We start from the raw sequence: 25,261 nt of genomic DNA, 5'->3' as shown, positions 1-25,261 counted from the left end.
ATCCAATGCCCCCTGTCTACCGCCTGGCACTGCCAGCATTGTGCCTGTCGCTGATCCTGCCTTGCGCTTTTTCCGTCGAGGCGGCCGACCCGGCACCTGGCGCAGCAGAAAAAACTGCCGAAGCAAAACCACTCGAACGTCAGCCGCTGCCTGAGCGTAGTCAGGAAGAAGCGACTGCACTTGAGCGAAAAGTCCCGGCTCTGGAACAGCAACAACTGCAAGCGGGCACCGACACGTTTCTGGCCTTGTGGAAACCGGCCAATACCGCCGAACCCAAAGGTGCGGTGATTATCATCCCGGGCGCCGGCGAAACCGTTGACTGGCCGCAAGCGGTCGGTCCTTTGCGGCGCAAATTGCCGGACGCCGAATGGAGCAGCCTGAGTATCACCTTGCCGGACCTGCAAAGCGATGCCATTGCGCCACGAATCGTGGAAGCAGCGCCGGCTCCCAAGGCTCCCGAAACCGGCAGTAAAGACTCGACCACCGCTGCCCCCATCGAGCAGGCGGCCGGTGGTGAGGCCGAAGTGACCGACAAGGCCGTCGCCGAAACCACCGAAGAACAATCCAGGGCAGATGCCGAGCGCATCTTCGCCCGGATCGACGCCGCGCTCGCCTTCGCCGAACAGCAAAACGCCCGCAGCATCGTGGTGTTGGGGCACGGCACCGGTGCTTATTGGGCCGCGCGCTACCTGAGCGAGAAGCAGCCGTCGCAAGTCGAAAAGCTGGTGATGGTTGCCGCCCGGACACCGGTGACAGTGAAGCCCGAGCTGACGGAACTGACCTCGACCCTGAAACTGCCGACCGCCGATATTTACTACAAAGACAAAGCGCCGGACCGCAACGCGGCACTGGAACGCCTGCAAGCCAGCAAGCGCTTGAAGTCATCGGCATTCAGCCAGGTCGCGCTCAAGGCGTTGCCGGATACCAAGGCAGAACAGGAGCAACTTTTCCGGCGGGTGCGGGGCTGGTTGAATCCGCAGCCCCCGGCGGACTGACAGACCGAGGCGCCATCACAAACAACACCTCAGCCAGAGCTAGCGAAAATCGCGCCGCTCCCGAATCAGCGTATAGGCGTTGTGCAGTTCACGCGTTCGCTCGGTGGCCTCACGAACCTGCGTCGCCGTCGCGCCACTGCCGGCAATCTTGTCCGGATGATGGCGACTGAGCAGGCGCCGGTAAGCACGCTTGATCTGTGCCGGTTCAGTGGTGGCCGACACCCCCAGAAGCCTTAACGCATCCTGATAACTTGGTACGTTGTTGGCCAATGGCCGCTTCTGCGGCTCATAGTCGTGAGCCAGTGCCTGCACCTGATGGGGCGTCCAGCCCAGCCACTTGCCCCATTGGCCGATCAATTCACGCTCACTGCTGCCGGCACGACCATCGGCCCACACCATTCGCCAGCAGGCGCGCAACACACCTTCCGCCGCATGGGGTTGGGCACTCAGGCGACGCAGATAACCGCGAAGCCGGTCGCGGCCCGACTTGCCGCGATTGAACGCGGCAATCGCACGACGCCGGGCCGACTCGGGCATGTCCAGCGCGCGCATTTCCGCTCGGGCCTGATCGATGTGCCCGGCCGTCACCTGGCCGTCGCACTTGGCCAGGCGCCCCAACAGGACAAACAGCAATTCATCGTTACGCAACACCGGGCGACCGCCCAGCTTTTCCCGCAAGTGCCCCCAGCTCTGCAGGTGCAGGCGCCGGTCCAGCGCCTGCCCCAACAACGCGCCGAGCAAGGCCCCCGGAATGCTGGCTATGGCATAGCCTGCTCCGGCTCCAATCAGAGTCCCTGGCCACAGCATGTCAGCGGCTCGCTTCTATTAATGATTCAACTTCGGCCAGACGCTCGTGGGTGCCGACATCGACCCAGTGCCCTTTCAGTTGCTCGCCGGTCACTTGGCCGTCAGCCATGGCTTTACGCAACAGCGGCGCGAGCTTGAAGGCACCCGCGGCGCAACCGTCGAACAGCTGCGGATGCAACACGGCGATGCCGCTGTAGGTCAGGGTTGATGTATCCGGCTGACTATCCTGCACATGGCCATCGACCAGGGTGAAATCCCCGCTCGGGTGATGCGCCGGATTGTCCGCCAAAATCAAATGAGCTAGCCCGACGATGGGCTGGTGCAACACGCTGAAGTCGTAATCGGTCCAGATGTCGCCGTTGACCACGACAAACGCTTCATCCCCCAACAACGGCAATGCGCGAAAAATCCCGCCGCCGGTCTCCAGGGGCTCACCTTCCGCCGAGTACCGGATGCTCACGCCATAGCGAGATCCATCGCCAAGATAGTCTTCGATCTGCTGACCGAGCCAGGCATGGTTGATCACGATCTCGGTAAACCCTGCAGCCGCCAGCGCACGCAGGTGATACTCGATCAGCGGCACCCCGCCGGCACGAACCAGCGGTTTGGGGGTGGTCAGGGTCAAGGGGCGCATGCGCTCGCCTTTGCCCGCGGCCAGAATCATTGCCTTCATGCTGTCACTCCGGCACGCAGACTGGCCAACAGCACATCCAGCTCGGCCAGTTCAGGACGGCGAGCGATCACTGCATCTATATAGGCAAAGAAACGCGGCACATCGCCCAGATAGCGCGGTTTACCGTCGCGATGACAGATACGGGCGAAGATGCCGATCACTTTCAGGTGCCGCTGCACACCCATCAGGTCACTGGCACGCAGGAAGTCCTCGAACCCGGGTTGAACCGGAATACCGAGGGCGCCCGCCCGCCGCCAGTAGCTTTCGAGCCAGCCATGCACTCGTTCCTCGGGCCAGCTGAGGAAAGCGTCTTTGAACAGGCAGGTCACGTCGTAGGTCACCGGGCCATACACCGCATCCTGGAAATCCAGCACGCCGGGATTGGGCTCGCTGAGCATCAGGTTGCGCGGCATGTAGTCGCGATGCACCAGAACTTTGGGTTGTGCCAGGGCGCTGTCGATCAACAGATCGCTGACCTGCTGCCAGAGTACTTGCTGCGCCGCGTCGAACTCGATACCCAATTCGCGCTTCACGTACCACTCGGGGAACAGTTCCAGTTCACGTCGCAGCAACGCCACGTCATAGCTCGGCAGCGGCGCAACCATCGGCAACTGCTGGAAAGCCAGCAATGCTTGCAGGGCATCCTCGAACAAATCATCGGCGTTTTCGCTGTCGATGACGTCCAGATAGGTCTTGTTGCCCAGGTCATTGAGCAAAAGAAAACCGCGCTCGAGGTCTTCGGCATAAATTTTCGGCACGTTTATTCCGGATTTCGCCAGCAAAAAGGCGATATCCACGAAGGGTTTGCAATTTTCCTGGGGCGGCGGCGCGTCCATCACGATGAAACTTCTGCCATCGCCTTCCCAGCGGAAATACCGCCGGAAACTCGCGTCGCTACTGGCCGCAGTCAACGTGGCCGGGGGGACTGTGCCCCAACCCTGCTCGGCAAAAAGGGTTGTCAATTGCTCATCGAGCCAAACTTTCAGGTGTTGCAAGCGTACATCTTGATCAGGCATTGCAAGGGTCTCCGACGGCGCTAGCCGTCAAGCGGGTCATGCTTTATTATCCAGCATCTTTTTCAGACCATCGAGAGGCGTGCGGCCCACACCGCGGGCAGATGGCACGCAGGAAGCCCGGACTAATAAGATGGCATTGAAATCCCCCGCGTTTCGTAAAAAATTTCCGTTGTTGGTTACCGGCAGTTTGCTGGCGCTGCAACCCCTTGCCACTTCCTACGTGGTCGCTGCGGAACAGTTTGACTGCTCAGTCTCTGCTTCGGGTTCCTGGGACTGCGCGCCAAAGACGCCGGCGGCTGCATTGCCACCGCGTCCCGTCCATGAGGGCAGCGCAGTCTCCGCTACCGGCGAAACCCCGGCCGAGAACGGTTCCAGCGAAGACACCGGCGCCAAGCCAGTGCTGGTCACCGAATCCAAAGGCCGTGGCCTGAAGTCGCGTAGCGCAGACTACAGTCACCTCGACTGGGTTCCCCGCGAGCAGCTCACCGCCGCACAATTGGCCGAAACCGGTCCTTATTGCTCTGGTTCCTATGTCGAACCGATTCGTCCTGGCATGAATGACAAGACGAATAAAAGTGACGCTCCAACCTTTATCGGCGCAAAAGCCTCCCGCTATAAGCAGGATGAGCAGGTTGCGACCCTGGCCGGCGACGTTGTCATGCGTCAGGGCAGCATGCAGGTCGAAGCCGACGAAGCCAACCTGTACCAGGCCGAGAGCCGTGGCGACCTGAACGGCAACGTGCGCATTCGCGACAACGGCGCCCTGATCGTCGGCGACCACGCCGATGTGCAGCTCGACACCGGTGAAGCCAAGGTCGACAACGCCGAATACGTGATGCACAAATCGCGCATCCGCGGTAATGCGTTGTACGCCAAGCGTGCCGAGAACGCGATCATCCGCCTCAAGGATGGTACGTACACCACGTGCGAACCGAACAGCAACGCCTGGCAGCTCAAGGGCAACAACATCACCCTTAACCCGGCCACCGGTTTCGGTACGGCGACCAACGTGACGCTGCGGGTCAAGGACATTCCGGTCCTGTACACGCCGTACATCTATTTCCCGATCGACGACCGTCGTCAGTCCGGCTTCCTGCCGCCGAGCATCGGCACCGGCAGCGATACTGGCTTCATGCTGGTTACCCCGTACTACTTCAACCTGGCGCCGAACTACGATGCCACGTTGTACCCGCGCTACATGGAAAAGCACGGCTTGTTGATGGAAGGCGAATTCCGCTACCTGACCAAGTCCAGCGAAGGCCAGTTCGGTGCGTCGTACCTCAACGACGAAAGCGACGAGCGCGACAAGCAGTCCGACGCCGAAAAAACCCGCTACATGTACAACTGGCAGCACAAGGGTGGCCTCGACTCACGTGTCTACACACAAGTCGACTACACCAAAATCAGCGATCCGTATTACTTCCAGGATCTGCAAACTGACCAGATCGGCGTGAAAAGTGCTGACTTCGTGAACCAGCAGGGTTCCGTCAGCTATCGTGGCGACAGCTATGTGGCTCGCGTGAATGCTCAGGCTTATCAGCTGGCGACCGTGTCGAACATTACGCCGTATGACCGCTTACCGCAGATCACCTTTGATGGTGCACTGCCGTATCATCCGAACGGTCTGAGTTTTTCGTACAACACCGAAATCGTGCGGTTTGACCGGGATCTGCAGAACGGCAATTACTCCGATGAAGACGGTGTTGTAACCCCACGCCTGGACACCAACGTTGTAGGTCTGGCACGCGCCACGGGTGACCGCCTGAATCTCGCGCCCGCCATCAGCTTGCCGATGAACACGACGTACGGTTTCCTGACACCGAAGCTCAAGTACCAGTACACCCAGTACCAACTGGACCTGGACAGCACTGGCAAAGGTCAGATTGCCAATCAGACCGCAGAACAGGACAAGCTCCTGGGAACGTTCGACAGCAACCAGAACCGCGGCGTACCAATCGCCAGCATCGACAGCGGCCTGTACTTCGATCGCAATACCCAGTATTTCGGCAAGAACTACCGCCAGACCCTCGAGCCGCGCCTGTTCTACCTGTACGTGCCTGAAGTCGACCAGGAAGATATCCCGGTATTCGACACCAGCGAATCCACCTTCAACTACACGTCGCTGTTCCGTGACAACCGCTTCTCCGGCTCCGACCGTGTCGGCGACGAGAACAAACTGTCCCTGGGTGTGACCAGTCGGTGGATCGAAGACAACGGTTTCGAACGTCAACGTGTCAGCGTCGGTCAGGCCATGTACTTCAAGGACCGCGAAGTTCAGTTGCCGGGTATCGATGCCAAGACCCGCAAGGATACGCAAGCCAACGTTTCGCCGTACGCACTGGAATACGAATACCGCTGGAACCGAGATTGGCGCACCACGGCCGACTATAACTGGGACCCGGACAGCCGCAGCCCTCGTTCGGGCAGCGCGATGTTTCACTACCAACCTGAAGACAACCCGAACAAGGTCATCAACGCCGGCTATCGCTATCGAAATGACCAGGTCCGTTATGACCAGAACACTGGTAAGTGGACCGTGGGTGGGGGCGATTACGGCGTCCCCGGCCAGCCTGGTTTTGTGAAGGATTACTACAAGATCAAACAGCACGACTTCTCGGTGATCTGGCCGATCGTGCCGCAATGGAACGCCATCAGCCGCTGGCAGTATGACTACAACCGCAGCCGTACCCTGGAAGCCTTCGGTGGCTTTGAGTACGACAACTGCTGCTGGAAACTGCGCCTGATCAACCGTTACTTTGTTTCCTATGACGAGTTCAGTCAGGAAGCACCGCAAAACGAAAAAGGCGACCATGGCGTCTTCCTCCAAATTGTTCTGAAGGGACTCGGCGGCCTGACTGGCGCCAAGGTAGAGAGCTTCCTCGACAAAGGCATTCAAGGTTATCGTGAACGTGAAGACCAAGCTTTCTGATTGTCTGCGCCCGCTGATGCTGGGCGCGCTGTTCCTGAGTACGGCGGCCGGTGCCGCCGTACAGTCCATCGATAAAGTGGTGGCCATCGTCGACAACGACGTGGTCATGCAGAGCCAACTGGACCATCGCGTTCGTGAAGTTCAGCAAACCATTGCCAAGCGTGGTTCCGCCGTGCCGCCGGCCAGCGTGCTGGAGCAGCAGGTACTTGAGCGCCTGATTGTCGAAAACCTGCAACTGCAGATCGGCGAGCGCTCCGGTATCCGCATTACCGATGAAGAGTTGAACCAGGCGGTCGGCACCATTGCCCAGCGCAACAACATGTCGGTCGAGCAATTCCGCGCCGCCCTGACTCGCGACGGCCTGTCTTATGACGACGCACGCGAGCAGATTCGCCGCGAAATGGTCATCAGCCGTGTACGTCAGCGTCGGGTTGCCGAGCGCATTCAGGTCTCTGAGCAGGAAGTGAAGAACTTCCTGGCCTCCGACCTGGGCAAAATGCAGCTGTCCGAAGAGTTCCATCTGGCCAACATCCTGATTCCTACACCGGAAAGCGCCAACTCCGACGCGATTCAGAATGCAGCCAAACAGGCCGATGCGATTTACCAGCAGCTCAAGCAAGGCGCTGACTTCGGTCAGTTGGCAATCGCCAAGTCCGCCAGCGAAACCGCTCTGGAAGGTGGCGACATGGGCTGGCGTAAGGCCGCTCAACTGCCACCGCCGTTCGATCGCCTGTTGAGCACCATGCCAGTGGGTGACGTCACCCAGCCAATGCGCACGCCAGGCGGCTTCATTATCCTGAAGATCCTCGGCAAGCGTGGCGGCGAGACCCAGATGCGCGATGAAGTGCATGTGCGCCACATCCTGGTCAAACCAAGCCCGATCCGCGACGAAGCGAAAACCAAGGCCCTGGCCCAGTCGCTCTACAGCCGTATCGAGGCTGGCGAAGACTTCGGCGAACTGGCGAAAAGCTACTCGGAAGACCCGGGCTCCGCCCTCAACGGCGGCGACCTGAACTGGATCGACCCGAACGCACTGGTGCCCGAGTTCCGCGAAGTGATGGCCAAGACCCCGCAAGGTCAGCTGTCCAAGCCGTTCCAGACTCAATACGGCTGGCACGTCCTGGAAGTTCTTGGTCGTCGCGCCACCGACAGCACCACACAGGCCCGCGAGCAGCAAGCAATGACCGTTCTGCGTAACCGCAAATACGACGAAGAGCTGCAAACCTGGCTGCGTCAGATCCGTGACGAAGCGTACGTGGAAATCAAACTCCCTGGCGCCGACCAGGCAGCGCAGTGAAACCGCAACGTTTCGCGCTGACACCCGGTGAACCAGCCGGCATAGGTCCCGACCTGTGCCTGCTGCTCGCCTCGCAAGCACAGCCCCACCCCCTGATTGCCATTACCAGCCGCGACCTGCTCATTGAGCGGGCCGCGCAACTGGGCGTGGCTGTCGACTTGCTGCCGGTCGCGCCGGACAACTGGCCGGATGCACCCGCGCCAGCCAACAGCCTGTATGTCTGGGATACACCGCTCAATGCCAAGGTCGTCGCCGGGCAACTGGACAAGGCCAACGCTGCCTTCGTTCTGGAAACCCTGACCCGGGCCGGTCAAGGCTGCCTGAACGGGGACTTTGCCGGCATGATCACCGCGCCGGTGCACAAAGGCGTGATCAACGAATCCGGTATCGCCTTCTCCGGGCACACGGAATTCCTCGCCGACCTGACTCACACGGCGCAAGTGGTGATGATGCTGGCCACACGCGGCTTGCGGGTGGCCCTGGTGACCACTCACCTGCCCCTTCGCGAGATTGCCGATGCAATCACGCCGGAGCGCCTGGAACGCGTCACGCGAATCCTGCACGCCGACCTGCAAAACAAATTCGGCATCGCCCGGCCACGCATCCTGGTCTGCGGGCTCAACCCCCACGCCGGCGAAGGCGGACACCTGGGCCATGAAGAAATCGATATCATCGAACCCACATTAGAGCGCTTGCGCGGCGAGGGCATGGACCTTCGAGGCCCCCTGCCCGCCGACACTCTGTTTACCCCCAAATATCTGGAGCACTGCGACGCGGTGCTGGCGATGTACCACGACCAGGGCCTGCCGGTGCTGAAATACAAAGGCTTCGGCGCGGCAGTCAACGTGACCCTCGGCCTGCCGATCATCCGCACTTCGGTCGACCACGGCACAGCCCTGGACCTGGCCGGCAGCGGCAAGATCGACACCGGCAGCCTGCAAGTCGCCCTGGAAACCGCCTACCAGATGGCCGAGACCCGTTTATGACCGAGCACTACCAACACAAGGCGCGCAAACGCTTTGGCCAGAACTTCCTGCACGATGCCGGCGTTATCGACCGCATCCTGCGTTCCATTCATGCCAAGGCAGAAGACCGCCTGCTGGAAATCGGCCCGGGCCAGGGTGCACTGACCCAAGGCCTGCTCAGCAGCGGCGCGCAACTCGACGTGGTGGAACTGGACAAGGACCTGATCCCGATCCTCAACCAGCAGTTTGCCGGCAAGAGCAACTTCAACCTGCATCAGGGCGATGCACTGAAGTTCGACTTCAACAGCCTGAATGCCGCGCCAGGCAGCCTGCGGGTGGTCGGCAACCTGCCGTACAACATCTCCACGCCGCTGATTTTTCACCTCTTGCACAACTCGCACCTGATCCGTGACATGCATTTCATGCTGCAAAAGGAAGTGGTCGAGCGCCTGGCTGCCGGCCCGGGTGGTGGTGACTGGGGCCGCCTGTCGATCATGGTTCAGTACCACTGCCGGGTCGAGCACCTGTTCAACGTCGGCCCGGGCGCGTTCAACCCGCCGCCGAAAGTCGACTCGGCCATCGTGCGCCTGGTGCCTCACGCGGTACTGCCGCACCCGGCCAAGGATCACCGCCTGCTGGAGCGCGTCGTTCGCGAAGCGTTCAACCAGCGCCGCAAAACCCTGCGCAACACCCTCAAGCTGCTGCTGAGCAATGCCGAAATCGAAGCCGCCGGCGTCGATGGCAGCCTGCGCCCCGAGCAACTCGACCTGGCCGCCTTCGTGCGCCTGGCCGATAAGCTCAGTGAACAAGCAACACTAAAGCCCGCCGCTGACTGACAGGCGATGAACGCTATCGGGTAGGACGCCACTCTGGTCTACTACCCGATACTTGGCCTAGACTGAACTCCATCAGCTACGCCCCGCGTCCCGCTTCGTTTTTAAGGCCCCTTGCATGTCCGATCCTCGTTATCAGGTCGACGTCAGCGTCGTCACCCGCTATCTGGCAGACCAATCGCAACCCGAGCACGACCGCTTTGCCTTTGCCTACACCATCACCGTGCAAAACAATGGCGAAAAACCCGTCAAACTGCTTTCACGGCACTGGGTCATCACCGATGGTGACGGGCATGTCGAAGAAGTGCGCGGCGCAGGCGTGGTAGGCCAGCAGCCGTTGATCGACCCCGGCAAGAGCCACACCTACAGCAGCGGCACGGTCATGACCACCAAGGTCGGCACCATGCAAGGCACCTATCAGATGCTTTCCGACGACGGCAAACATTTCGATGCCATCATCGCGCCCTTCCGCCTGGCGGTGCCCGGAGCCCTGCACTGATGGCAACGTACGCGGTCGGTGACCTGCAAGGCTGCCTTCAAGCCCTGCAATGCCTGCTCAAACAAGTTGCGTTCGACCCACAACGGGATCGCCTGTGGCTGGTGGGCGACCTGGTCAACCGCGGCCCGCAATCTCTGGAAACCCTGCGCTTCCTCTTTAGCATCCGCGAATCGCTGGTGTGCGTGCTCGGCAACCACGACCTGCACCTGCTGGCGGCCGGACGCAACATCGAACGCCTGAAGAAGGCCGATACCCTGCGCGAGATCATCGAAGCGCCAGATAGTGCCGAGCTGCTCGAATGGCTGCGCCAGCAAAAGCTCATGCACTACGACGAACAGCGCAACGTCGCACTGGTCCATGCCGGCATTCCACCCCAGTGGTCGCTGCGCAAAGCCTTGAAATGTGCTGCCGAAGTCGAGACTGCCTTGCGCGACGACAACCTGTTGCCGCCCTACCTCGATGGCATGTATGGCAACGATCCGGCGAAATGGGACAACGACCTCAAAGGCGTCACGCGCCTGCGGGTGATCACCAACTATTTCACCCGCATGCGTTTTTGCACTGCCGAAGGCAAACTCGACCTCAAGAGCAAGGAAGGCCTCGGTACTGCACCACCTGGCTACAAGCCCTGGTTCCAGCACAAGGAACGCAAGACCAGGGATGTGAAAATCCTCTTTGGTCACTGGGCGGCACTGGAAGGCAAGTGCGACGAGCCGGGTATCTCGGCCCTCGACACCGGTTGCGTCTGGGGCGGCGCCCTGACCCTGATGAACGTCGACAACTTTGAGCGCCTGTCCTGCAAATGCGACGAACACGGTCATGCCGTGCCGCCAGTCGCCTCATCCATTCCACAATCATCGCCAGCCAGCGCCCCGCGCTAGACTGCCCATTCTGCCGAGCCACAGGAGCCCGCCATGAGCGAATTCAAACGTATCCCCCCCGAACAGGCTCAGGCCCTGCGCGAACAAGGCGCAGTAGTGGTCGACGTCCGCGACCCGGCCACTTTTGCCGCCCTGCACATCGCAGGCTCGAAGCATCTGGACAATCATTCCCTGCACGCTTTCATCCAGGGCGCCGACCTCGATGCACCGACCGTAGTGGTCTGCTACCACGGCAATTCCAGCCAGGGCGCGGCCGCCTACCTGATCAGCCAAGGCTTTTCCGACGTCTACAGCATGGACGGCGGATTCGAGTTGTGGCGTACGACCTTTCCTGCGGAAACGGCGCAAGGCACCTCCGAATAATTTTTTTGTAACGTTGCAGGCCCCGGCTCCCGCGGGCTAGCGCGGTGGCAGACGAACGGTCTGCCACAACTAATTACGTATCTTGCCTTTACCTCCCGAATTCCCAACTATCCTTAAGCCCAGGCCATCCAAAACAGGGGAGAGCCGGTACACCGGCGCACGGGTCATCGGGAGTAGCTTTCGGAGTAGTCAGCTCCGGGAGAGTTCTGGGGGGTAAACAGCAATCGCCTGTTCGGTTGCTGCCAGCATCGACTGAGTGATCCGGCGTCGGCTCCACGTATCGAGCGAGGTGACGTCATGAGTATCTTTAGCCACTTCCAACAACGCTTCGAGTCCACACGCCAGGAAGAACTCTCTCTGCAAGAGTATCTTGAGCTGTGCAAAAAGGACCGCAGCGCCTACGTTTCCGCCGCCGAGCGTCTACTGCTGGCCATCGGTGAACCGGAACTGCTCGACACCTCGACCAACTCGAGACTGTCACGCATCTTCTCCAACAAGGTGATACGCCGTTATCCGGCCTTTGAAGACTTCCACGGGATGGAAGAATGCATCGACCAGATCGTGTCGTATTTCCGCCATGCCGCTCAGGGCCTGGAAGAGAAGAAACAGATCCTGTACCTGCTCGGCCCTGTCGGTGGCGGTAAATCCTCCCTGGCCGAAAAGCTCAAGCAACTGATGGAAAAAGTGCCCTTTTATGCGATCAAGGGCTCGCCGGTTTTCGAGTCCCCCCTGGGTCTGTTCAACTCCACTGAAGATGGAGCGATCCTCGAGGAAGACTTTGGCATTCCACGGCGCTACCTCAACACCATCATGTCGCCATGGGCGACCAAGCGCCTGGCCGAGTTCGGTGGCGACATCAGTCAGTTCCGCGTGGTGAAACTCTACCCGTCGATCCTCAACCAGATCGCCGTGGCCAAGACCGAACCTGGCGATGAAAACAACCAGGACATCTCGGCACTGGTGGGCAAGGTCGATATCCGCAAACTGGAAGAATTCCCGCAAAACGACGCCGACGCCTACAGCTATTCGGGCGCACTGTGCCGGTCCAACCAGGGCCTGATGGAATTCGTCGAAATGTTCAAGGCGCCGATCAAGGTGCTGCACCCATTGCTGACCGCCACTCAGGAAGGCAACTACAACAGTACCGAAGGTCTGGGAGCGATTCCGTTTACCGGGATCCTGCTGGCCCACTCGAACGAATCGGAATGGCACACCTTCCGTAACAACAAGAACAACGAAGCCTTCATCGACCGGATCTACATCGTCAAAGTGCCGTACTGCCTGCGGGTCAGCGACGAAGTGAAGATCTACGACAAGCTCTTGTTCAACAGCTCGCTGGCCAAGGCCCATTGCGCGCCCGACACCCTGAAGATGCTGGCCCAGTTCACCGTGCTCTCGCGCCTCAAGGAGCCGGAAAACTCCAACATCTACTCGAAGATGCGCGTGTACGACGGCGAGAACCTCAAGGACACCGATCCGAAGGCCAAGTCGATCCAGGAATACCGCGACAATGCGGGTGTCGACGAAGGCATGAACGGCCTATCGACCCGTTTCGCGTTCAAGATCCTGTCGAAGGTGTTCAACTTCGATCCACACGAAATCGCCGCCAACCCGGTGCATCTGCTCTACGTACTGGAACAACAGATCGAACAGGAACAGTTCCAGGCGGAAACCCGCGAACGCTACCTGCGCTTCCTCAAGGAGTACCTGGCACCGCGCTATATCGAATTCATCGGCAAGGAGATCCAGACTGCCTACCTCGAGTCCTACAGCGAGTACGGCCAGAATATCTTCGATCGTTATGTGCTGTACGCCGACTTCTGGATCCAGGACCAGGAATACCGCGACCCGGAAACCGGAGAAATCCTCAACCGCGTAGCCTTGAACGAAGAACTGGAGAAAATCGAAAAACCGGCTGGCATCAGCAATCCGAAGGACTTCCGCAACGAAATCGTCAACTTCGTCCTGCGTGCCCGGGCCAACAACAATGGCAAGAATCCGACCTGGCTCAGCTACGAAAAACTGCGGGTGGTCATCGAGAAGAAAATGTTCTCCAACACCGAAGACCTGCTACCGGTCATCAGTTTCAACGCCAAGGCCAGCAAGGAGGACCAGCAAAAACACAACGACTTCGTCACACGGATGGTCGAGCGGGGCTACACCGACAAACAGGTACGACTGCTGTCCGAGTGGTACCTGCGGGTCAGAAAATCACAATAACCCGCTGCCGGTCAGACCGGTTGTCGTCAGCCAGAGACCTGTGTGCGCTTTTTCTGATACACAGGCCTCTGGAAGGTGTTCGAAAGTCGGTAGCGAGTTCAGGCAGCATCCAAGGCGCTTGGGGGAGCGTTCAAATATCCCTCGGCTTCTCGGTTCGATGCTGTATCACCGCTCGCCCCTTTCAGGACAGCTTCTAAGGAGCAGTCATGAGCTATGTGATCGACCGACGTCTCAATGGCAAAAACAAGAGCACGGTGAACCGCCAGCGGTTTCTGCGGCGCTACCGTGATCACATTAAAAAGGCTGTCGAAGAGGCGGTCAGCCGGCGCTCCATTACCGATATGGAACACGGCGAACAAATCAGCATTCCCGGCCGCGACATCGACGAACCGGTGCTTCACCACGGTCGCGGCGGCAAGCAGACGATCGTGCACCCGGGCAACAAGGAGTTCACCAGCGGCGAGCATATCGCCCGTCCACCGGGAGGCGGTGGTGGTCGAGGCCCTGGCAAGGCGGGCAATTCCGGTGAAGGGATGGACGAGTTCGTCTTCCAGATCACCCAGGAAGAGTTCCTCGAGTTCATGTTCGAGGATCTCGAACTGCCAAACCTGGTCAAGCGCAACCTGACCGGCACCGATACCTTCAAGACCGTACGTGCCGGGATCAGCAACGAGGGCAACCCGTCGCGGATCAACATCATCCGCACCCTGCGTTCAGCCCACGCCCGGCGTATCGCCCTGTCCGGCAGCAGCCGGGCAAAACTGCGCGAAGCCAAGGAAGAACTCCTGCGACTCAAGCAGGAAGAACCGGACAACTTCGGCGATATTCAGGAAATAGAAGCCGAAATCGAAAAACTCAGCGCACGCATTCACCGCGTACCGTTTCTCGACACATTCGACCTCAAGTACAACTTGCTCATCAAGCAACCGAACCCCAGCTCCAAGGCCGTGATGTTCTGCCTGATGGACGTGTCCGGCTCGATGACCCAGGCGACCAAGGACATCGCCAAACGCTTCTTTATCCTGCTGTACCTGTTCCTCAAGCGTAACTACGAAAAGATCGACGTCGTGTTCATCCGCCATCACACCAGCGCCCGCGAAGTGGATGAAGAGGAGTTTTTCTACTCCCGGGAAACCGGTGGCACCATCGTCTCCAGCGCCTTGAAACTGATGCAGGAGATCATGGCCGAGCGTTATCCGAGCAACGAGTGGAACATCTACGCCGCCCAGGCCTCCGACGGCGACAACTGGAACGACGACTCTCCGATCTGCCGCGACATTCTGATCAACCAGATCATGCCATTCGTGCAGTACTACACTTACGTTGAGATCACCCCTCGCGAACACCAGGCCCTGTGGTTCGAATACGAGCGCATAGCCGAAGCCTTTTCCGACACGTTTGCCCAGCAACAACTGGTCTCGGCCGGCGATATCTATCCGGTCTTCCGTGAACTCTTCCAGCGCAGGTTAGTGACATGACCGCCAAAGAGCAGAAGCGCCAACCCATTTCCACCGGCTCCGAATGGACGTTCGAGCTGATTCAGGCGTATGACCGCGAAATCAGTCGTATTGCGGCCGGCTACGCCCTCGATACGTACCCTAACCAGATCGAAGTAATCACCGCCGAGCAGATGATGGACGCCTATGCCTCCGTCGGTATGCCGCTGGGTTATCACCACTGGTCCTACGGCAAACATTTCCTCAGTACTGAAAAATCCTACACTCGCGGCCAGATGGGTCTGGCGTACGAGATCGTGATCAACTCCGACCCGTGCATCGCCTACCTGATGGAGGAAAACACCATCTGCATGCAGGCGCTGGTGGTGGCCCATGCCTGCTACGGCCACAACAGCTTTTTCAAAGGCAATTACCTGTTCCGCACCTGGACCGACGCCAGCTCGATTATCGACTACCTGGTGTTTGCCAAGCAGTACATCATGCAATGCGAAGAACGCCACGGTATCGACGCAGTCGAGGACTTGCTCGACTCCTGCCATGCGCTGATGAACTATGGTGTCGACCGCTACAAACGCCCGTATCCGATCTCCGCGGAAGAAGAGCGCCGCCGGCAAAAGGACCGGGAAGAGCATTTGCAGAAACAGATCAACGATCTGTGGCGAACCATTCCCAAGGGCGCGGACAAGTTCAGCGACAAGGACAGCGCACGCTTTCCCGCCGAACCTCAGGAAAACATCCTGTACTTCATCGAAAAACATGCGCCGCTGCTGGAGCCATGGCAGCGGGAAATCGTGCGCATCGTGCGCAAGATCGCCCAGTATTTTTATCCACAGCGTCAAACCCAGGTGATGAACGAGGGCTGGGCCACGTTCTGGCATTACACCCTGATGAACGACCTGTACGACGAGGGCCTGGTCACCGACGGTTTCATGATGGAGTTCCTGACGTCCCACACCAGCGTAGTGTTCCAGCCGGGCTTCGATAGCCCCTACTACAGTGGTATCAATCCGTACGCACTGGGTTTTGCCATGTACCGCGACATCCGGCGCATGTGCGAACACCCTACGGAAGAGGATCGCCGCTGGTTCCCGGAAATTGCCGGCTCCGACTGGCTGTCGACCATCAAGTTCGCCATGAGCAGCTTCAAGGATGAGAGCTTCATCCTGCAGTACCTGTCACCCAAGGTGATCCGTGACCTGAAGCTGTTCAGCATTCTCGATGACGACCAGAAGGACGACCTGCTGGTACCCGCCATTCACGACGAAGGCGGCTACCGCATCATCCGGGAAACCCTCGCAGCGCAGTACAACCTGGGCAATCGAGAACCCAACGTGCAGATCTACAGCATTGACCGGCGCGGTGACCGCTCTCTGACCCTGCGTCACCAGCAACACGACCGCAAACCGCTGGGAGACTCCACCGAGGAAGTGCTCAAGCATCTGCACCGCCTGTGGGGCTTCGACATTCACCTGGAGACCCTGCAAGGAGACCAGGTGATGAAAACCCATCATGTTCCACCCAGAAGCGAGCACAGCGAAGGCGATTATGGCCGCCTGGACCTGGCTGTCATTCATCTTTGATACTGTTCCGGCCTCCGAAAGCCCGACGCAACGGTTATCCTGTCGGGCTAACGGAGGTTTTTTATGCGGATCTATAAAGTCGGCGGCGCGGTACGCGATCGCTTGCTGGGCAAACCGGTCACCGACATCGACTGGGTCGTGGTCGGCGCCACCACCGAAGAAATGCTCGCCAAGGGTTTCCGCCCGGTAGGTGCGGATTTCCCGGTATTTCTTCATCCCAAAAGCGGTGAGGAATACGCCCTCGCCCGCACCGAGCGCAAAAGCGGACGAGGCTACGGCGGGTTCACTTTTCACGCCAGCCCTGAAGTCACCCTCGAAGAAGACCTGATCCGTCGCGACCTGACCATTAACGCCATGGCCGAAGACGATCAGCAGAACCTGACCGACCCCTACCACGGCCAGCGCGATCTCGAAGCACGCCTGCTTCGCCATGTTTCCCCGGCATTTGCCGAAGATCCGCTCCGGGTCCTGCGTGTTGCCCGCTTTGCGGCGCGCTATGCGGCGCTGGGCTTTACCGTCGCCCCGGAAACCCTGGAACTGATGCGCCAACTCAGCGCGTCAGGCGAGCTTGAGGCGCTGACCCCGGAGCGCAGCTGGAAGGAAATTTCCCGCGCCCTGATGGAAGATCAGCCACAGGTGTTTGTTGAGGTTTTGCGCGCATGCGACGCCCTCAAGGTACTGATGCCAGAGGTCGACGCGCTGTTTGGCGTACCGCAACCACCAGCCCACCACCCGGAAATCGATACAGGCGCACATACCCTGAGCGTTTTGCAGCAGGCCGCAATACACAAACAGCCACTGACCGTGCGCTGGGCCTGCCTGCTGCACGACCTGGGCAAGGGCCTGACGCTGGAGGAGGAGTGGCCGCAACACATTGCCCACGAGTTCAAGGGCCTGAAGCTGATCAAAGCGGTCAATGAACGTTTCAAGGTGCCCAGAGACTGCCAGGAACTGGCCCTGCTGGTGGGCGAGTATCACACCCACGGGCATCGCGCCCTTGAACTGAAGCCATCGACATTGCTGGAATTGCTGCAAAGCTTCGACGTTTACCGTCGGCCACAGCGGTTCGAGGAGTTCATCGCGGCATGCGAGATGGATGCGCGTGGGCGCAAAGGGCTGGAAGAAAGAAGTTATCCACAGGCGGATTATTTGCGCGGCGCGGCAACCGCTGCCCGCAGCGTGGCGGTTCAGCCGTTGCTGGAGAAAGGCTTCAAGGGACCGGAACTGGGGGAGGCGATCAAGCGCGAGCGACTGAAAGCGCTGAAGGCCTACAAGGAAGCGGCGTCAGCTTGAAAAAATCGCGATCAGGCTCGCTCATACAGGGATTGCATCGCACCTGTAGGAGCGAGCCTGCTCGCGAAGGCGTCAGTCAAATCACAACAAATTCAAAGGTGTCAGTTGCTCACCGCGCCATTCGAAAGCCACTGGCGCCAGCACCTGATCGATCTGCGATTCAGCCCACAACGTGGCGAAACTTTTGCCTACGCCCGGGTGCACGCGATCCGGCGCTATCAATGACAGCGGCCACAGAACAAAAGCATTTTTCAGAATTTCTGCCCGCGGCAAGATCAAGCCATCGAAGTTGCCCGCCAGATCACCGAACAACAATACGTCGATATCCAGCGGCAAACCTCGGCGATCCGGTGCATATCGGCCGTTATCGGCCTCAATGAACTTCAACCGGCGATCCAGTTCCATGAGCGGCAGATCGGTATACGCCGACACCACGAAATTGAAGAACGGCCCGCTCTTGATACCCACCGGCTGACTTTCGAACACCGCCGAACAGCGGATATCGACAAGAAAGCCCGCCAATGCATCGAGCCCCGCCCGCAAATGGGTTTCACGCTCGATATTGCTACCGAGCCCGAGGTATACCTGAGTCAGCGACATCCGCGCTCGATCTCCACGCCCACACCGCCAGTGGCAGCCGGGATGGCACCGGGCTTGGTCAGCTTCAGGCGCATCCAGGTGATCTTGAATTCGCTCATCAGCACTTCAACCAGACGCTCGGCAAAGGTCTCGACCAGCTGGAACTGCGCCTGCTCGGCAAATGCCTGGATGCGCGAGGAAACACTGGCGTAGTCGAGCGCCAAGGTCAGGTCATCACCGGCTGCGGCCGGGCGATTATCCCAGGCGAAGCTCAGATCAAGACGCAAGCACTGTCGGATGCCTCGTTCCCAGTCGTAGGCACCGATCACCGTGTCGACTTCCAGGCCCTCGATAAACACTCTGTCCAAGCACTTCTCTCCGCTACACGACAAGGGCGCAATGCGCCGTTAGAATCAGGGCTTCCTCGCCCGGAATAGTTAGCATGTTTTGGTTATTGGCGATCCTCGCCTACCTGCTCGGCTCTCTGTCCTTCGCCATTTTGCTCAGCCGCCTGACCGGTAACCCCGATCCGCGAATGAGTGGCTCGGGCAATGCCGGCGCCACCAACATGTTGCGCCTGGCCGGCAAGAAACTCGCCATCCTGACCCTGCTCGGCGACCTTTGCAAAGGCCTGCTGCCGGTACTGATTGCGCGTCTTGCGGGCCTTTCGCAGCAGGAGCAAGCCTGGATCGGCGTCTATGCCGTCATCGGCCATCTGTTTCCGTTGTACTTCCGCTTTCGCGGCGGCAAGGGTGTCGCAACCGCTGCCGGCATGTTACTGGGACTGTACCCGCCCGCAGCCCTTCTGGCGGTCTGCGCCTGGCTCTTGACGTTCTACCTGACCCGCACCAGCTCCCTGGCCGCCCTGATCGCCACGCCGCTGACCCTGCCTTTGCTGGCCTGGCAAGAACCGGCAGCCCTACTGCCCATGAGCACGCTCACCGGGCTGATCGTCTGGCGTCATCGCGGCAATCTACGCGACCTGTTTGCCGGGCGCGAACGGCATTTTTAGCTGCCGGACATGAGCGCCGCTCATCACAACGCCGACAATTGCTCCATCGGCCAACGCGCCTGGACGCTGATCGCCAGGCTCTCCTGCTGTCCGGCCTGCAGGCGCTGGCAGCCGGCAAAGGCGATCATTGCGCCATTATCGGTGCAGAACTGCGGACGGGCATAGAACACATCGCCCTTCATGTCGCCGAGCATTTTCTCCAGAGAAGTGCGCAACGCCTTGTTGGCACTGACGCCCCCCGCGATCACCAGGCGCTTCATGCCGGCGGCCTTCAGGGCACGCTTGCACTTGATGGTCAAAGTCTCCACCACGGCCTGCTGGAACGCCAGCGCGATGTCGCAACGGGCTTGTTCGCCGTCGTCCCCGGCGCTGACGCACTGCTGCCAGGTATTTAACGCAAAGGTTTTCAGGCCACTGAAGCTGAAATCAACGCCCGGGCGGTCGCACATCGGACGCGGGAAAACGAAACGTCCTGCAACGCCCTGCTCCGCAAGGCGAGCGATCTCCGGTCCGCCCGGATAATTGAGGCCCATCATCTTGGCCGTCTTGTCGAAAGCTTCACCGGCAGCGTCATCCAGGGTCTCGCCCAAGAGTGTGTACTGACCGATTCCGTCGACCTGAACCAGTTGCGTATGGCCACCTGAGACCAACAAAGCGACGAACGGAAATTCCGGCGGTTGCGACTCCAGCATCGGTGCCAGCAAGTGGCCTTCCATGTGATGCACGCCAAGGGCCGGAATGCCCCAGGCAAAGGCCAGCGCCTGGGCACAGGAAGCCCCTACCAGCAACGCGCCAACCAGGCCAGGACCAGCGGTGTAGGCGATCGCATCGATCTCGGTCGGCACGCAGTCGGCCTCGGCCAACACCTGACGAATCAAGGGCAGCATGCGTTTGACGTGATCGCGCGAAGCCAGCTCCGGCACCACACCGCCATAGGCGCGGTGCAGGTCGATCTGACTGAACAGCGCATCGGCCAGCAGGCCGCGTTCACTGTCGTAAAGTGCGACACCGGTTTCGTCGCAGGAGGTTTCTAATCCCAGTACTAGCATGGGTTTGCGCCTTGTTTAGGCTGAATTCGAAGGCGCGCATAATAGTCGTCGCGTGATGCCCCGACCAGCGGTTTTCGATCAGAGGCTTTGCATTCCGAGCGATGAGGGGTTAACATCCGCAACCCTTAAAAACCGACGTCTTCAAGTGCTCTTTTGCCGCGAGGATGTTGACCCCGGTAATGAATGAAGGTAGCTCTGGATGCCAGCCGTCAAAGTAAAAGAGAACGAACCCTTCGACGTAGCTCTGCGTCGTTTCAAGCGCTCCTGCGAAAAAGCCGGTGTACTGGCTGAAGTTCGTAGCCGCGAATTTTACGAGAAGCCAACTTCTGAGCGTAAGCGCAAAGCAGCAGCCGCTGTCAAGCGTCACGCCAAGAAAGTTCAGCGCGAACAGCGCCGCGCCGTTCGTCTGTACTAATACACAGACGATCGTAGCAAGCTTCTGCCAAGCCCGGCCCTCAGCCGGGCTTATGGCATTTGCGTAAAACGCTTGATGCTTCACTGTCAAAGCCGCAGACGCGACCGAGACAAATCTGCTTCACCGCGTCAGACCTGGCTCTTTTGCCAGCGGTGCACGTCTTTTCTGACGAGCCTTTCAAGGCTACTGACGAGCACACCCACTGATTCCTCTTACGACGATCAGCCCAAGGCACCTGCTTGCGTGCCAGATGATGAGCTATCCGGGGCCTATGATTGGCCACAGCGGATTCAGCGCAACACATTCAAACAGTCGAATACTGATTGGCATTAACGTCAGTGGATTTTCGGCAGATACACTTCCCGACAGCGATTACGCAGACGACACTGGTCGAGCCGCACACTTTGCGCGCCTCAAACAATGACCGCGTTCGGTCGCCGTACGTTTCGGGTTCCTTTCAGCGCAGATGACGAGAACGCCATGGCCGGGCTAATTCCCCAGAGCTTCATTGACGACCTTCTGAACCGCACCGACATCGTCGACGTGGTCAGCTCGCGCCTGCAACTGAAAAAAGCCGGCAAGAACCACACCGCCTGCTGCCCGTTCCACAAAGAAAAGACTCCGTCGTTCAGCGTCAGCCCCGACAAGCAGTTCTATTACTGCTTCGGCTGCGGCGCTGGCGGCAATGCCCTCGGCTTCATCATGGACCACGACAACCTGGATTTCGTCCAGGCCGTCGAAGAACTGGCCAAAGCCGCCGGCATGGAAATCCCCCGCGAAGAAAGCGGCCGGCCGCACAAACCGCGACAGCCGACCGATTCGCCGCTGTATCCGCTACTCAGCGCCGCTGCCGACTTTTATCGCCAGGCCCTGAAAAGCCATCCATCGCGCAAGGCCGCCGTGGATTACCTGAAAGGTCGCGGGCTGACCGGCGAAATCGCCCGGGACTTCGGTCTCGGCTTTGCTCCGCCCGGCTGGGATAACCTGTTCAAGCACTTGAGCAGCGATACCCTGCAACAAAAAGCCATGATCGATGCCGGCCTGCTGATCGAAAACGCCGAAAGCGGTAAACGTTACGACCGCTTCCGTGACCGCGTAATGTTCCCGATCCGCGACAGTCGCGGGCGCGTCATCGCCTTTGGCGGCAGGGTATTGGGCGACGACAAGCCGAAATACCTGAACTCCCCGGAAACCACGGTTTTCCATAAAGGCCAGGAACTCTACGGCCTGTACGAAGCGCGCAAGACCAACCGCAACCTCGACGAAATCATCGTCGTCGAGGGCTACATGGACGTCATTGCCCTGGCCCAGCAAGGCTTGCGCAACGCCGTCGCGACCCTGGGCACCGCCACCAGCGAGGAACACCTCAAGCGGCTGTTTCGCGTCGTACCCAACGTGCTGTTCTGCTTCGATGGCGACCAGGCCGGTCGCAATGCTGCATGGCGGGCGCTGGAGGCGACACTTTCGAGCTTGCAGGACGGTCGTCGCGCACGCTTTCTGTTCCTGCCCGAGGGCGAAGACCCGGACACCCTGGTCCGCTCCGAAGGCACCGATGCCTTCCGCGCACGCATCAACCAGCACGCGCAGCCTTTGGCCGATTACTTCTTCCAGCAACTGACAGAAGAAGCCGACCCGCGCTCGCTTGAGGGCAAGGCCCACATGGCTACCCTCGCAGCGCCGTTGATCGACAAGGTCCCGGGCGCCAACCTGCGCACCTTGATGCGTCAGCGCTTGAGTGAAATCACCGGCCTGAGCGGCGAAGCGGTGAGCCAGCTGGCACAAAGCGCCCCGCAAGAAGCACCGCCGGCCTACGATCCGGGCATCGATTACGACGCAATGCCCGATTACAGCGACTATCATCAGCCGCAGGCACAGGAAATGTATGTGCCGCAGCAGGAATGGACGCCGAAGAAACCCGGTGCAGGAGGCAAGAAATGGGACAAGAAACCGTGGGACAAGAATGGCAAACGGGGCGGTGATCGCGACCAACCCCGCGCGCCACGAGTGCCCGCCGCCGTAGAACCGCCGACCCTCGCCGCCTTGCGCACGCTACTGCACCACCCGCAACTGGCCGAAAAAGTCGAGGATGCCGGGCACTTCGCCGCCGAGGACCACACCAACACACAATTGCTGGTGGCGCTACTCGAAGCCGTGCAGAAGAATCCCAAGCTAAACTCAATTCAGCTGATTGCGCGCTGGCACGGCACAGAACAAGGCCGCCTGCTCAAAGCCCTGGCGGAAAAGGAGTGGCTGATTGATGGAGACAACCTTGAACAACAGTTTTTCGACACCATTACTAGCTTGTCAGCCCGCCAACGCGAGCGAAACCTGGAACAACTTCTTAGAAAAGCGCGTCAAAGCGAATTGACCAGCGAAGAGAAAAATCAACTGCGCGACCTCTTGAGTCGCAATGTTTCCGCATCAAACCCGACCTCAACTGGCGCGTGAGGTCATAGCTCAGGTATAATCCTCGGCTTGTTTTTTGCCCGCCAAGACCTTCAGTGGATAGGGTGTTATGTCCGGAAAAGCGCAACAGCAGTCTCGTATCAAAGAGTTGATCACACTTGGTCGTGAGCAGGGCTACCTGACTTACGCGGAGGTCAACGACCACCTGCCGGAGGATATTTCAGATCCGGAACAGGTGGAAGACATCATCCGCATGATCAATGACATGGGGATCAACGTATTCGAGGTTGCGCCAGATAAGGATTCCCTTATGCTGGCCGACGCCGATACCGACGAAGCCGCAGCCGAAGAGGCCGCTGCAGCGTTGGCTGCGGTCGAGACCGACATTGGTCGCACTACCGACCCGGTGCGCATGTACATGCGCGAAATGGGTACGGTGGAGCTCCTCACACGTGAAGGCGAAATCGAAATCGCCAAGCGTATTGAAGAGGGCATCCGTGAAGTGATGAGCGCAATCGCGCACTTCCCTGGCACGGTTGATCATATTCTCTCCGAGTACACCCGCGTCACCACCGAAGGTGGTCGCCTGTCCGACGTCCTGAGCGGTTATATCGACCCGGACGACGGCATTGCGCCGCCTGCGGCAGAAGTGCCGCCGCCGATTGACGCGAAAGCCGTCAAGGCGGATGACGATTCCGACGACGAAGACGGTGAAGCCTCGGATGACGAGGAAGAAGCCGAAAGCGGTCCGGATCCGATCATCGCCGCCCAGCGTTTTGGCGCCGTGGCCGATCAGATGGAAATCACCCGCAAGGCACTGAAAAAGCACGGTCGTCACAACAAGGCAGCGATTGCCGAGTTGCTGGCCCTGGCCGATCTGTTCATGCCGATCAAACTGGTGCCGAAGCAATTCGAAGCCCTGGTCGAGCGTGTTCGCAGTGCCCTGGATCGCCTGCGTCAGCAAGAGCGCGCAATCATGCAGCTCTGCGTTCGTGATGCGCGCATGCCGCGTGCGGACTTCCTGCGCCAGTTCCCGGGCAACGAAGTCGACGAAAGCTGGAGTGATGCCCTGGCCAAAGGCAAAGGCAAATACGCTGAAGCCATTGGCCGCCTGCAGCCGGATATCATCCGTTGCCAGCAGAAGCTGACCGCGCTGGAAACCGAAACCGGTTTGACCATCGCCGAAATCAAGGACATCAACCGTCGCATGTCGATCGGTGAGGCCAAGGCCCGCCGCGCGAAGAAAGAGATGGTTGAAGCCAACTTGCGTCTGGTGATCTCGATCGCCAAGAAGTACACCAACCGTGGCCTGCAGTTCCTCGATCTGATCCAGGAAGGCAACATTGGCTTGATGAAAGCGGTAGACAAGTTCGAATACCGTCGCGGCTACAAATTCTCGACTTATGCCACCTGGTGGATCCGTCAGGCGATCACTCGCTCGATCGCCGACCAGGCCCGCACCATCCGTATTCCGGTGCACATGATCGAGACGATCAACAAGCTCAACCGCATTTCCCGCCAGATGCTGCAGGAAATGGGTCGCGAACCGACCCCGGAAGAGCTGGGCGAACGCATGGAAATGCCTGAGGACAAGATCCGCAAGGTATTGAAGATCGCAAAAGAGCCGATCTCCATGGAAACCCCGATCGGTGATGACGAAGACTCCCATCTGGGTGACTTCATCGAAGACTCGACCATGCAGTCGCCAATCGATGTTGCAACCGTTGAGAGCCTCAAGGAAGCGACTCGCGAAGTGCTGTCCGGCCTCACTGCCCGTGAAGCCAAGGTACTGCGCATGCGTTTCGGTATCGACATGAATACCGACCACACTCTCGAAGAGGTTGGTAAACAGTTCGACGTGACCCGTGAGCGGATTCGTCAGATTGAAGCCAAGGCGTTGCGCAAGCTGCGCCACCCGACGAGAAGCGAGCATCTGCGCTCCTTCCTCGACGAGTGATACCAGACCCCCCGGCCCAGGCCGGGGGTTTTGTT

The 25,261-nt window shown here is 59.5% G+C and carries 22 protein-coding genes; 16 read left to right on the top strand and 6 right to left on the bottom strand.

Going from position 1 to position 25,261, the window contains the following annotated elements; genetic code table 11:
- Positions 1–5 precede the first annotated feature (5 nt).
- Entirely contained in the window at positions 6–995 is a 990-nt protein-coding gene (locus tag ACCD00_RS10415; protein ID WP_413424182.1) for an alpha/beta hydrolase family protein, read from the top strand.
- Between the two features lie 39 nt (positions 996–1,034).
- On the opposite strand, the gene ACCD00_RS10410 is transcribed toward ACCD00_RS10415, so the two are convergent.
- Genes ACCD00_RS10410 through ACCD00_RS10400 form a run of 3 tightly spaced genes read right to left on the bottom strand, consistent with a single transcriptional unit; the run spans position 1,035 to position 3,491 of the window.
- Entirely contained in the window at positions 1,035–1,802 is a 768-nt protein-coding gene (locus ACCD00_RS10410) for a TerB family tellurite resistance protein (RefSeq protein WP_413424180.1), read from the bottom strand.
- A gap of 1 nt (position 1,803) precedes the next feature.
- A complete protein-coding gene (murU, locus tag ACCD00_RS10405; RefSeq protein ID WP_413424178.1) occupies positions 1,804–2,475 on the bottom strand; it encodes an N-acetylmuramate alpha-1-phosphate uridylyltransferase MurU in 672 nt (223 codons plus the stop codon).
- Positions 2,472–3,491: an aminoglycoside phosphotransferase family protein gene (locus tag ACCD00_RS10400; RefSeq protein ID WP_413424176.1), complete on the bottom strand. Its 1,020-nt coding sequence runs from the start codon at positions 3,489–3,491 to the stop codon at positions 2,472–2,474. The genes murU and ACCD00_RS10400 overlap by 4 nt, the downstream gene beginning before the upstream one ends.
- Before the next feature lie 130 nt (positions 3,492–3,621).
- Between ACCD00_RS10400 and ACCD00_RS10395 the strand changes: the two genes are divergently transcribed.
- From ACCD00_RS10395 to ACCD00_RS10345, 11 genes are all read left to right on the top strand, one after another.
- Positions 3,622–6,420 carry an LPS-assembly protein LptD gene (locus tag ACCD00_RS10395; RefSeq protein WP_413424174.1) on the top strand — a complete coding sequence of 933 codons (2,799 nt, stop codon included), beginning with the start codon at positions 3,622–3,624 and terminating at the stop codon, positions 6,418–6,420.
- Complete coding sequence (surA, locus tag ACCD00_RS10390) at positions 6,401–7,717, top strand: peptidylprolyl isomerase SurA (protein WP_413424172.1); 1,317 nt, start codon at positions 6,401–6,403, stop codon at positions 7,715–7,717. The genes ACCD00_RS10395 and surA overlap by 20 nt, the downstream gene beginning before the upstream one ends.
- Complete coding sequence (gene pdxA, locus ACCD00_RS10385) at positions 7,714–8,703, top strand: 4-hydroxythreonine-4-phosphate dehydrogenase PdxA (protein WP_413424170.1); 990 nt, start codon at positions 7,714–7,716, stop codon at positions 8,701–8,703. The genes surA and pdxA overlap by 4 nt, the downstream gene beginning before the upstream one ends.
- Positions 8,700–9,518 carry a 16S rRNA (adenine(1518)-N(6)/adenine(1519)-N(6))-dimethyltransferase RsmA gene (gene rsmA / locus ACCD00_RS10380; RefSeq protein ID WP_413424168.1) on the top strand — a complete coding sequence of 273 codons (819 nt, stop codon included), beginning with the start codon at positions 8,700–8,702 and terminating at the stop codon, positions 9,516–9,518. Before pdxA ends, rsmA begins: the two co-directional genes overlap by 4 nt.
- Before the next feature lie 115 nt (positions 9,519–9,633).
- Positions 9,634–10,014 carry a Co2+/Mg2+ efflux protein ApaG gene (gene apaG, locus ACCD00_RS10375; protein WP_413424166.1) on the top strand — a complete coding sequence of 127 codons (381 nt, stop codon included), beginning with the start codon at positions 9,634–9,636 and terminating at the stop codon, positions 10,012–10,014.
- Positions 10,014–10,895 carry a symmetrical bis(5'-nucleosyl)-tetraphosphatase gene (locus tag ACCD00_RS10370; RefSeq protein WP_413424164.1) on the top strand — a complete coding sequence of 294 codons (882 nt, stop codon included), beginning with the start codon at positions 10,014–10,016 and terminating at the stop codon, positions 10,893–10,895. The genes apaG and ACCD00_RS10370 overlap by 1 nt, the downstream gene beginning before the upstream one ends.
- 33 nt (positions 10,896–10,928) lie before the next feature.
- Complete coding sequence (gene glpE, locus ACCD00_RS10365) at positions 10,929–11,258, top strand: thiosulfate sulfurtransferase GlpE (RefSeq protein WP_413424162.1); 330 nt, start codon at positions 10,929–10,931, stop codon at positions 11,256–11,258.
- A 297-nt stretch (positions 11,259–11,555) separates the two neighbouring features.
- Positions 11,556–13,478: a PrkA family serine protein kinase gene (locus ACCD00_RS10360; protein ID WP_008051612.1), complete on the top strand. Its 1,923-nt coding sequence runs from the start codon at positions 11,556–11,558 to the stop codon at positions 13,476–13,478.
- 206 nt (positions 13,479–13,684) lie between these two features.
- A complete protein-coding gene (locus tag ACCD00_RS10355) occupies positions 13,685–14,956 on the top strand; it encodes a YeaH/YhbH family protein (RefSeq protein WP_413424160.1) in 1,272 nt (423 codons plus the stop codon).
- Positions 14,953–16,515 (top strand): SpoVR family protein, encoded by a 1,563-nt coding sequence (locus ACCD00_RS10350; RefSeq protein ID WP_413424158.1) that lies wholly within the window; start codon positions 14,953–14,955, stop codon positions 16,513–16,515. The genes ACCD00_RS10355 and ACCD00_RS10350 overlap by 4 nt, the downstream gene beginning before the upstream one ends.
- Before the next feature lie 63 nt (positions 16,516–16,578).
- Positions 16,579–17,808: a multifunctional CCA addition/repair protein gene (locus ACCD00_RS10345; RefSeq protein WP_413424156.1), complete on the top strand. Its 1,230-nt coding sequence runs from the start codon at positions 16,579–16,581 to the stop codon at positions 17,806–17,808.
- A gap of 81 nt (positions 17,809–17,889) precedes the next feature.
- Here the strand turns inward: ACCD00_RS10345 and folK are convergent, their stop codons facing one another.
- Both folK and folB read right to left on the bottom strand, forming a co-directional pair.
- Complete coding sequence (gene folK, locus ACCD00_RS10340) at positions 17,890–18,408, bottom strand: 2-amino-4-hydroxy-6-hydroxymethyldihydropteridine diphosphokinase (RefSeq protein ID WP_413424154.1); 519 nt, start codon at positions 18,406–18,408, stop codon at positions 17,890–17,892.
- Positions 18,399–18,755, bottom strand: a complete 357-nt coding sequence (gene folB / locus ACCD00_RS10335; RefSeq protein WP_008017405.1) for a dihydroneopterin aldolase — start codon at positions 18,753–18,755, stop codon at positions 18,399–18,401. The genes folK and folB overlap by 10 nt, the downstream gene beginning before the upstream one ends.
- A 74-nt stretch (positions 18,756–18,829) precedes the next feature.
- Here folB and plsY point away from each other — a divergent pair, with 74 nt between their 5' ends.
- Positions 18,830–19,399: a glycerol-3-phosphate 1-O-acyltransferase PlsY gene (plsY, locus tag ACCD00_RS10330; RefSeq protein WP_007993197.1), complete on the top strand. Its 570-nt coding sequence runs from the start codon at positions 18,830–18,832 to the stop codon at positions 19,397–19,399.
- A 23-nt stretch (positions 19,400–19,422) separates the two neighbouring features.
- On the opposite strand, the gene tsaD is transcribed toward plsY, so the two are convergent.
- Positions 19,423–20,448 (bottom strand): tRNA (adenosine(37)-N6)-threonylcarbamoyltransferase complex transferase subunit TsaD, encoded by a 1,026-nt coding sequence (tsaD, locus tag ACCD00_RS10325; protein WP_008017404.1) that lies wholly within the window; start codon positions 20,446–20,448, stop codon positions 19,423–19,425.
- 199 nt (positions 20,449–20,647) lie between these two features.
- Between tsaD and rpsU the strand changes: the two genes are divergently transcribed.
- The 3 genes from rpsU to rpoD all read left to right on the top strand — a co-directional run bounded on the left by rpsU (position 20,648) and on the right by rpoD (position 25,226).
- Positions 20,648–20,863: a 30S ribosomal protein S21 gene (gene rpsU / locus ACCD00_RS10320; protein ID WP_002551877.1), complete on the top strand. Its 216-nt coding sequence runs from the start codon at positions 20,648–20,650 to the stop codon at positions 20,861–20,863.
- A gap of 480 nt (positions 20,864–21,343) precedes the next feature.
- The gene (gene dnaG / locus ACCD00_RS10315; RefSeq protein ID WP_413424151.1) at positions 21,344–23,311 is read left to right on the top strand and encodes a DNA primase; all 1,968 of its coding nucleotides are present in this window, start codon (positions 21,344–21,346) and stop codon (positions 23,309–23,311) included.
- Between the two features lie 67 nt (positions 23,312–23,378).
- Complete coding sequence (rpoD, locus tag ACCD00_RS10310) at positions 23,379–25,226, top strand: RNA polymerase sigma factor RpoD (protein WP_413424149.1); 1,848 nt, start codon at positions 23,379–23,381, stop codon at positions 25,224–25,226.
- The last annotated feature ends 35 nt before the right edge of the window (positions 25,227–25,261 follow it).

The organism is Pseudomonas sp. Pseusp3, from assembly GCF_047304225.1.
In the GTDB taxonomy this organism is placed as follows: domain Bacteria; phylum Pseudomonadota; class Gammaproteobacteria; order Pseudomonadales; family Pseudomonadaceae; genus Aquipseudomonas; species Aquipseudomonas fluorescens_CD.
Note: the sequence above shows the minus strand (reverse complement) of the source record. Positions and strands in the feature narration are given on the sequence as shown.

Bases quoted from the DNA above. Each gene is read 5' to 3' on its own strand.
- ACCD00_RS10415 (WP_413424182.1), top strand. From the start codon at position 6: ATGCCCCCTGTCTACCGCCTGGCACTGCCAGCATTGTGCCTGTCGCTG.
- ACCD00_RS10410 (WP_413424180.1), bottom strand. From the start codon at position 1,802: ATGCTGTGGCCAGGGACTCTGATTGGAGCCGGAGCAGGCTATGCCATA.
- murU (WP_413424178.1), bottom strand. From the start codon at position 2,475: ATGAAGGCAATGATTCTGGCCGCGGGCAAAGGCGAGCGCATGCGCCCC.
- ACCD00_RS10400 (WP_413424176.1), bottom strand. From the start codon at position 3,491: ATGCCTGATCAAGATGTACGCTTGCAACACCTGAAAGTTTGGCTCGAT.
- ACCD00_RS10395 (WP_413424174.1), top strand. From the start codon at position 3,622: ATGGCATTGAAATCCCCCGCGTTTCGTAAAAAATTTCCGTTGTTGGTT.
- rsmA (WP_413424168.1), top strand. From the start codon at position 8,700: ATGACCGAGCACTACCAACACAAGGCGCGCAAACGCTTTGGCCAGAAC.
- apaG (WP_413424166.1), top strand. From the start codon at position 9,634: ATGTCCGATCCTCGTTATCAGGTCGACGTCAGCGTCGTCACCCGCTAT.
- ACCD00_RS10370 (WP_413424164.1), top strand. From the start codon at position 10,014: ATGGCAACGTACGCGGTCGGTGACCTGCAAGGCTGCCTTCAAGCCCTG.
- glpE (WP_413424162.1), top strand. From the start codon at position 10,929: ATGAGCGAATTCAAACGTATCCCCCCCGAACAGGCTCAGGCCCTGCGC.
- ACCD00_RS10360 (WP_008051612.1), top strand. From the start codon at position 11,556: ATGAGTATCTTTAGCCACTTCCAACAACGCTTCGAGTCCACACGCCAG.
- ACCD00_RS10355 (WP_413424160.1), top strand. From the start codon at position 13,685: ATGAGCTATGTGATCGACCGACGTCTCAATGGCAAAAACAAGAGCACG.
- ACCD00_RS10350 (WP_413424158.1), top strand. From the start codon at position 14,953: ATGACCGCCAAAGAGCAGAAGCGCCAACCCATTTCCACCGGCTCCGAA.
- ACCD00_RS10345 (WP_413424156.1), top strand. From the start codon at position 16,579: ATGCGGATCTATAAAGTCGGCGGCGCGGTACGCGATCGCTTGCTGGGC.
- folK (WP_413424154.1), bottom strand. From the start codon at position 18,408: ATGTCGCTGACTCAGGTATACCTCGGGCTCGGTAGCAATATCGAGCGT.
- plsY (WP_007993197.1), top strand. From the start codon at position 18,830: ATGTTTTGGTTATTGGCGATCCTCGCCTACCTGCTCGGCTCTCTGTCC.
- tsaD (WP_008017404.1), bottom strand. From the start codon at position 20,448: ATGCTAGTACTGGGATTAGAAACCTCCTGCGACGAAACCGGTGTCGCA.
- rpsU (WP_002551877.1), top strand. From the start codon at position 20,648: ATGCCAGCCGTCAAAGTAAAAGAGAACGAACCCTTCGACGTAGCTCTG.
- dnaG (WP_413424151.1), top strand. From the start codon at position 21,344: ATGGCCGGGCTAATTCCCCAGAGCTTCATTGACGACCTTCTGAACCGC.
- rpoD (WP_413424149.1), top strand. From the start codon at position 23,379: ATGTCCGGAAAAGCGCAACAGCAGTCTCGTATCAAAGAGTTGATCACA.